The sequence below is a fragment of the Roseomonas rosulenta genome (assembly GCF_016106005.1).
Taxonomy (GTDB): Bacteria; Pseudomonadota; Alphaproteobacteria; order Acetobacterales; family Acetobacteraceae; genus Neoroseomonas; species Neoroseomonas rosulenta.
Genome location: NZ_JACADR010000269.1, coordinates 1 through 6,016 on the forward strand (window position 1 = coordinate 1; position 6,016 = coordinate 6,016).

5 protein-coding genes are annotated in these 6,016 nt (G+C 71.4%); 4 read left to right on the forward strand and 1 reads right to left on the reverse strand.

Annotated features, from left to right (window positions below; genetic code table 11):
- Positions 1–121 precede the first annotated feature (121 nt).
- Positions 122–1,615 (forward strand): D-glycero-beta-D-manno-heptose-7-phosphate kinase, encoded by a 1,494-nt coding sequence (rfaE1, locus tag HW578_RS21665; protein ID WP_198372795.1) that lies wholly within the window; start codon positions 122–124, stop codon positions 1,613–1,615.
- A gap of 9 nt (positions 1,616–1,624) precedes the next feature.
- On the opposite strand, the gene HW578_RS21670 is transcribed toward rfaE1, so the two are convergent.
- Positions 1,625–2,710, reverse strand: coding sequence for a helix-turn-helix domain-containing protein (locus tag HW578_RS21670; RefSeq protein ID WP_198372796.1), 1,086 nt, complete (start codon positions 2,708–2,710; stop codon positions 1,625–1,627).
- A 298-nt stretch (positions 2,711–3,008) separates the two neighbouring features.
- Between HW578_RS21670 and glsA the strand changes: the two genes are divergently transcribed.
- The 3 genes from glsA to HW578_RS21685 all read left to right on the forward strand — a co-directional run.
- A complete protein-coding gene (glsA, locus tag HW578_RS21675) occupies positions 3,009–4,013 on the forward strand; it encodes a glutaminase A (RefSeq protein WP_198372797.1) in 1,005 nt (334 codons plus the stop codon).
- A 13-nt stretch (positions 4,014–4,026) separates the two neighbouring features.
- Positions 4,027–5,673: an MFS transporter gene (locus tag HW578_RS21680; RefSeq protein ID WP_232479183.1), complete on the forward strand. Its 1,647-nt coding sequence runs from the start codon at positions 4,027–4,029 to the stop codon at positions 5,671–5,673.
- Positions 5,670–6,016 (forward strand): asparaginase domain-containing protein (locus HW578_RS21685; protein WP_198372798.1); only part of this gene is annotated, 347 nt, incomplete at its 3' end. The genes HW578_RS21680 and HW578_RS21685, both read left to right, overlap by 4 nt.

The window sequence follows — 6,016 nt, forward strand, 5'->3', positions numbered from 1 at the left end:
CGCCGGGCTGACGCCGGGGCACGGCCCGCCCGGCGCAGGGCGGCAGCGCGGGCGCGCGCCGTCACGCCGCTGACACCGCCTTGCCTTGCGCCATGGCACTCCGCCGCGGTAGGGCTTGTCCATGGAAGGCCCCGCCTCCGAGGACCACCGGCCCCTGCCGGACATCCCCCTCGCCGATCTCGTCGCCGCGGTGCGCGCCCTCAGGCGCGCCTCCGTGCTCGTGGTGGGCGATGCCATGCTGGATCGCTACGTCTATGGCGCAGTGCGACGCATCAGCCCCGAGGCGCCGGTGCCGGTGCTGGCCGTGGAGCGCGAGGTCGCGATGCCCGGCGGCGCGGGCAACGTGGTGCGCAACCTCACGGCCATGGGGGCCGCGGTGGCCTTCGTCTCGGTGGTCGGCGACGACCAGGCCGGCAGCGACCTCACGGGGCTGATCGGCGGCCAGCCGGGCGTGGAGCCCTGGCTGCTGGTGCAGGGCGGCCGCCACACCACCACCAAGACCCGCTTCATCGCGAACGGCCAGCACCTGCTGCGCGCCGACCAGGAGGTGGTGCAGGCGATCCATCCGCGCCTGGCCGACCGGATGGTCAAGATCGCCGGGGATGCGGTGGCCGCCACGACCATCCTGGTGCTGTCCGACTACGGCAAGGGCGTGCTGGACGGCGCGACGGCGAAGCGCCTGATCGATGCCGCCCACAGCGCAGGCCGCCGCGTGGTGGTGGACCCGAAGGGGCGCGACTACGCCCGCTATGCCGGCGCCGACATCGTCACGCCGAACCGCGCGGAACTGGCGGAAGCCACCGGCATGCCGGTCGATACCGAGGAAGCGATCCTGGCCGCGATGCGCGCCCTGCAGGCGGCGCACGGCTTCGGCGCCGTGCTGGTGACCCGCAGCGAGGACGGCATGACCCTGCTGGACGGCGCGCGCGTGCACCACTTCCCGGCCGAGGCCGAGGAAGTGCACGACGTCTCCGGCGCCGGGGACACGGTGGTGGCAACGCTGGCGGCGGGGCTCGCCGGCGGGCTGTCGCTGCCCATTGCCGCGCGGCTGTCGAACATCGCCGCCGGCATCGTCGTGGGCAAGGTCGGCACCGCGGTGGCGCGCGAGGAGGACCTGCTCGAGGCCCTCACGCCCGAGCGCGGCGCTTTGCGCAAGGTGATGTCGCGCACCGCCGCGCTGGAGCAGGTGGAACGCTGGCGCCGGCGCGGCTGGCGCGTGGGCTTCACCAATGGCTGCTTCGACCTGCTGCACCCGGGCCATGTCCACCTGCTGGAGCAGGCGCGGTCCTGGTGCGACCGGCTGGTGGTGGGGCTGAACACCGATGCCTCGGTCAAGCGCCTGAAGGGCGCGGCCCGGCCGATCCAGCACGAGGCGGCGCGCGCCGCGGTGCTGGCCTCCCTCGCCACGGTCGATTGCGTGGCGCTGTTCGACGAGGACACGCCGGTCGAGCTGATCCGCGCGCTGCGTCCCGACGTGCTGGTCAAGGGCGCGGACTACACGGTGGAGCAGGTGGTGGGCGGCGACATCGTGCAGGAATATGGCGGCCAGGTGCGCCTGGCGCAGCTGCTGCCGGGCAATTCCACCACGGCGACGGTGGCGCGCATCCGCGGCTGATCCGCCGCGTCACAGCCGGCGCAGGATCTGGGTGAATGTCGGCTCTTGGCTCTGGTCGGCCTGGCGCCGCGGTGGCGCACCGCGATGGCCTGCCTGCGCCGCCGCGCGCATGTCGCGCGGCGTGGTGCCGAATTCGCGCCGGAAGGCGCGGCTGAAGGACGACGCATCGTAGAAGCCGAGCCCCTCGGCGATCCGAACGATGTCGCGGCGTTCCTCGGGATCGGAGATGGCGCGCTCGGCCTGGCGCAGGCGTTCGGCCTGGATGTAGCGCGCCACGCCGCCGAAGGGCTCGAACAGCCGGTACAGCTGCGAGCGCGACACCTCACCCAGTTGGCACAGCCGCCGCGGCCCCAGCGTGGGTGAGCGCAGGTTCTTCCGAATGATGGTCTTGATCCGCGCGAGGCGCGTCTGCTCGATGTGGTGCGCGGCTGCGTGCAGCGGCCCGGCCGCGCCGGTGACGCAGGCGGCGATCATGGCGCGCGTCGCCGGCGCCGCGCGCGCCAGGTCGGCCTCCGTCATGCGGGGCAATTCCTGCGCCAGTTGTTCCAGATGCGTGCCCAGAAGCCGGCCGAGCGGCCCGTCCAGCGGCGCATGCAGGGCGGCGTCGATGGTCGGGCCGAGGTCGGGGAACAGGTCGCGCGAGACGAAGAACGCGATCCAGTCCATGTCCTCACGCCGGCCATCGAAGGGTTCGTGCAGGGAGAAGACATAGGGGATGCCGGCCGGCGCCGTGGCGCAGGCAGTGTCCGTGCGCAACACCTGATCCCCCGCGCGGGAGAGGCTGATGACCCAGTGGTCGAGCGAATCGCGGCGGATATGCGCGGCGGTCCGGCGCCAGGACGCGGCCGGCGCCTGCACGTCGCTGAGCGCCATTCCGCCGAGGTTCCATACGCGATGCGCCGCGGCGTAGCCGGACGCAGGCGAGGCCGGCGCGACCATCTCGACCAGCGAGGCGCACTGGTCGCGCCAGGCGTCGAACTGCAGGTCCGCGGGCAGGTCGTGGGTCGAGAAGGCGGCCGGCCGCGGCAACCGGGACGCTGCCTGCCCCGCGACGGGCGCGCGCGCCGCGCTGGCGCCCCTGCGTTCGGCGTCCATGAAGTTGTCCTGGTCCGTTTCGATATCCAGCAGCGGATACCACGGCCGGATGTCGCCAAGGAACTTTTGCTTGGCGGCGGAGGGCGGGGCGGTCGATGTTTGCGGGAGCCTGCGCGGGCGCCCATATTGTTGTTGTTTCAGAACAACCGAAACGTCGCGCCCAAGGCCGGGACGCTGCGCCGATCTGTCCTGGCACCGGGGCGGCCTACATGTCCAGCTGTGGGGATGGGCGCGATGTGCGGCCTGCGAAGGGGAGGAAACGGTCGCGTGACACACGCCATGCCGCAGGACAGCCACCATGCATGAGCGCCTGCACGGGGACGAGGCCCTGGGCCCCGCCGCCGTATCGACCGGGCGCCTGCCGCCGGAGGGCGCGGTCGCCGCGCTGATGGCCGAGGCGCAGCAGCGCTATGCCCCGGTCGCCGAGGGCAAGGTCGCGGACTACATCCCGGCACTGGCCAAGGCGTCGGCCGACTGGTTCGGCATCAGCGTCTGCGGCGTGAACGGGCAGGTGCATTCGGTGGGCGATGCCGAGCGCCCCTTCTCGATCCAGTCCATCTCCAAGCCCTTCGTCTTCGCGCTGGTCTGCCAGGCGCTTGGCGGCGGGCGGGCGCGCGCGGCGGTCGGCGTGAACGCCACCGGCCTGCCGTTCAATTCGGTCATGGCGATCGAGCTGAACGCCGATCGCACCATGAATCCGATGGTCAATGCCGGGGCGATCGCCACCACCAGCCTCGCGCCGGGGGCCAATGCCGAGGAACGCTGGCGCTTCATCCGCGAGGGGCTGTCGCGCTTCGCCGGGCGTGACCTCGAACTGGACAACGAGGTCTATGAATCCGAGGCCGCGACCAACCAGCGCAACCAGGGAATCGCCCGGCTGCTGCAGGGCTATGGCCGCATGTACTGCGACCCGGACGAGGCGACCGACATCTACACGCGGCAATGCGCGCTGAACGTGACGGCACGCGACCTCGCGGTGATGGGCGCGACGCTGGCCGATGGCGGCGTGAACCCGGTCACGAAGGACCGCGTGGTGGATGCCGATCGCTGCCGGTGCGTGCTGGCGGTGATGGCGACGGCCGGGCTCTACGAGCAATCCGGCGACTGGCTCTACGAAGTCGGCCTGCCGGGGAAAAGCGGCGTGGCCGGTGGGCTGGTCACGATTTCCCCGGGCAAGGGCGGGCTCGGCACGTTTTCCCCCCCCCTCGACGCCGCGGGCAATTCGGTGCGCGGGCAGCTGGTGACGAAGTTCCTCTCGGAACGCCTCGGTCTCAACCTTTTCGCCTCGGCCCCCGAGGCGTGACGCGGAGCGCAGCATGAGCAGCACGACCGAGGCCCCGCGCGAATCCTGGGTGCCGATGATCGCCATCGCGCTCGGGCAGATGCTGATGTCCTTCAACGTGGCGGCACTTCCCGTCTCGCTGGCGGGCATGGTCGCGAGCTTCGGCGTGCCGCCGACCACGATCGCCACCGGCATCGTGATGTATTCGCTCTCGGTCGCGGGCTTCGTGATGCTGGGGGCGAAGCTGGTGCAGCGCTTCGGATCCACCGCGGTGTTCCGCGTGGTGGTGGGGCTGTTCGGGATCGCGCAGATCCTGATGGTGATCGCGCCGGCGGCAACCTTCATGCTGGTGGCGCAGTTGCTGGCGGGTCTGGCGGCGGCGGTGATCGTGCCCGCGCTGGTCGCGCTGATCGCGCACCATTATCGCGGGCCGCAGCAGGCGACCGCGGTGGGTGCGCTGGGCTCGGCGCGCGCGGCGGCGGGAGTGGCGGCCTTCCTGATCGGCGGCATGCTCGGCACCTTCATCGGCTGGCGGCCGGTCTTCGGCATCCTGGTGGTGGCCGCCGGCGTGGTGTTCTGGCTGTCCTTCAAGCTGAAGTCGGAAGACTCGCGCCCCGAGGTGAAGATCGACATCGTCGGCGTGGTGCTGGCGGCGGCGGCCATCATCATGGTCGTGTTCGGCTTCAACAACCTGAACCGCTGGGGCCTGGGCGTCGCGCGCCCGGGCGCGCCCTTCGACATCATGGGCATGTCGCCCGCACCCATCATGATCGTGACCGGCATCATCCTGCTGCAGGTCTTCATCGCCTGGTGCAAGCGCGTCGCGGCGCAGGGCGGCACGCCGCTGCTGGATTTGCGCGTCATCACCTCCGGCGAGGAGCGCGCGGCGGTCTATGCAATGTTCACCGTGGTCGGGCTCGAGGCCATGCTGAACTTCACCGTGCCGCTGTATATCCAGATCGTGCAGGGACGCACGCCGATCGAGACGGCGATCGCGATGATGCCCTTCAACCTGACGGTGTTCTTCACCGCCATGCTGGTGGTGCGGCTGTACGACAAGGTGCCGCCGCGGCGCATCGCGCAGGGCGGCTTCGCGCTCTGCGTGGTCGGGCTGCTCTGGCTCGCCTTCGTGGTGCGCAACGACTGGTCCGCCATCCCGGTGATGTTCGGCCTGATCACCTTCGGGATCGGCCAGGGCGCGCTGGTGACGCTGGTGTTCAACGTGCTGGTCACCGCCGCCCCGAAGGACCTGGCGGGGGATGTGGGCTCGCTGCGCGGAACCACGCAGAACCTGGCCGCCGGCGTGGGCACGGCGGTGGCGGGTGCGCTGCTGGTCGGGCTGCTCAGCGCCGGCATCATGTACCGCATCGCCGAGAATCCGGCCCTGCCGCCGGCGGTGGTGACGCAGATCGACCTCGACAGCATCAACTTCGTCAGCAACGACCGGCTGCTGGCGATCATGGAGCGCACCGGCGCCGCACCGGCCCAGGTGGCCGAGGCGGTGCGCGTCAACACCGAATCACGGCTGCAGGCGCTCAAGATCGGGCTGCTGATCATGGCCTTCGTCGCGGCGCTGGCGATCATCCCGGCCTCGCGCCTGCCGGCCTATCGCCCGGGCGAGATCCCGGACGGGCTGCGCGCGCCGCCGCCGGGCACGCGCGAGGAGGAGGCTGCGGCGTGACGCGGCTGCTGATGATATCGCTGGGTGGCACCATCACCATGGTGCCGCAGGCCGAGGGCGGCATCGCGCCGAAGCTGGGCGCGGCGGAGCTCGTGGCCTCCGTGCCGGAGCTGGCGAGCGTCGCTTCCATCGAGGCCGAGAGCGCGGCGCGCCTGCCGAGCCCGTCGCTGACCCCCGACATCCTGGTCGATGTCGCGCGGCGCATCGAGACGGCCTTTTGTGATGGCGTGGACGGTGCCGTCGTCATCCAGGGCACCGACACGATCGAGGAAAGCGCCTTCATCCTGGATGTGCTGGTCGGCGGCGAGAAGCCCGTGGTGATGACCGGCGCGATGCGCGGCGC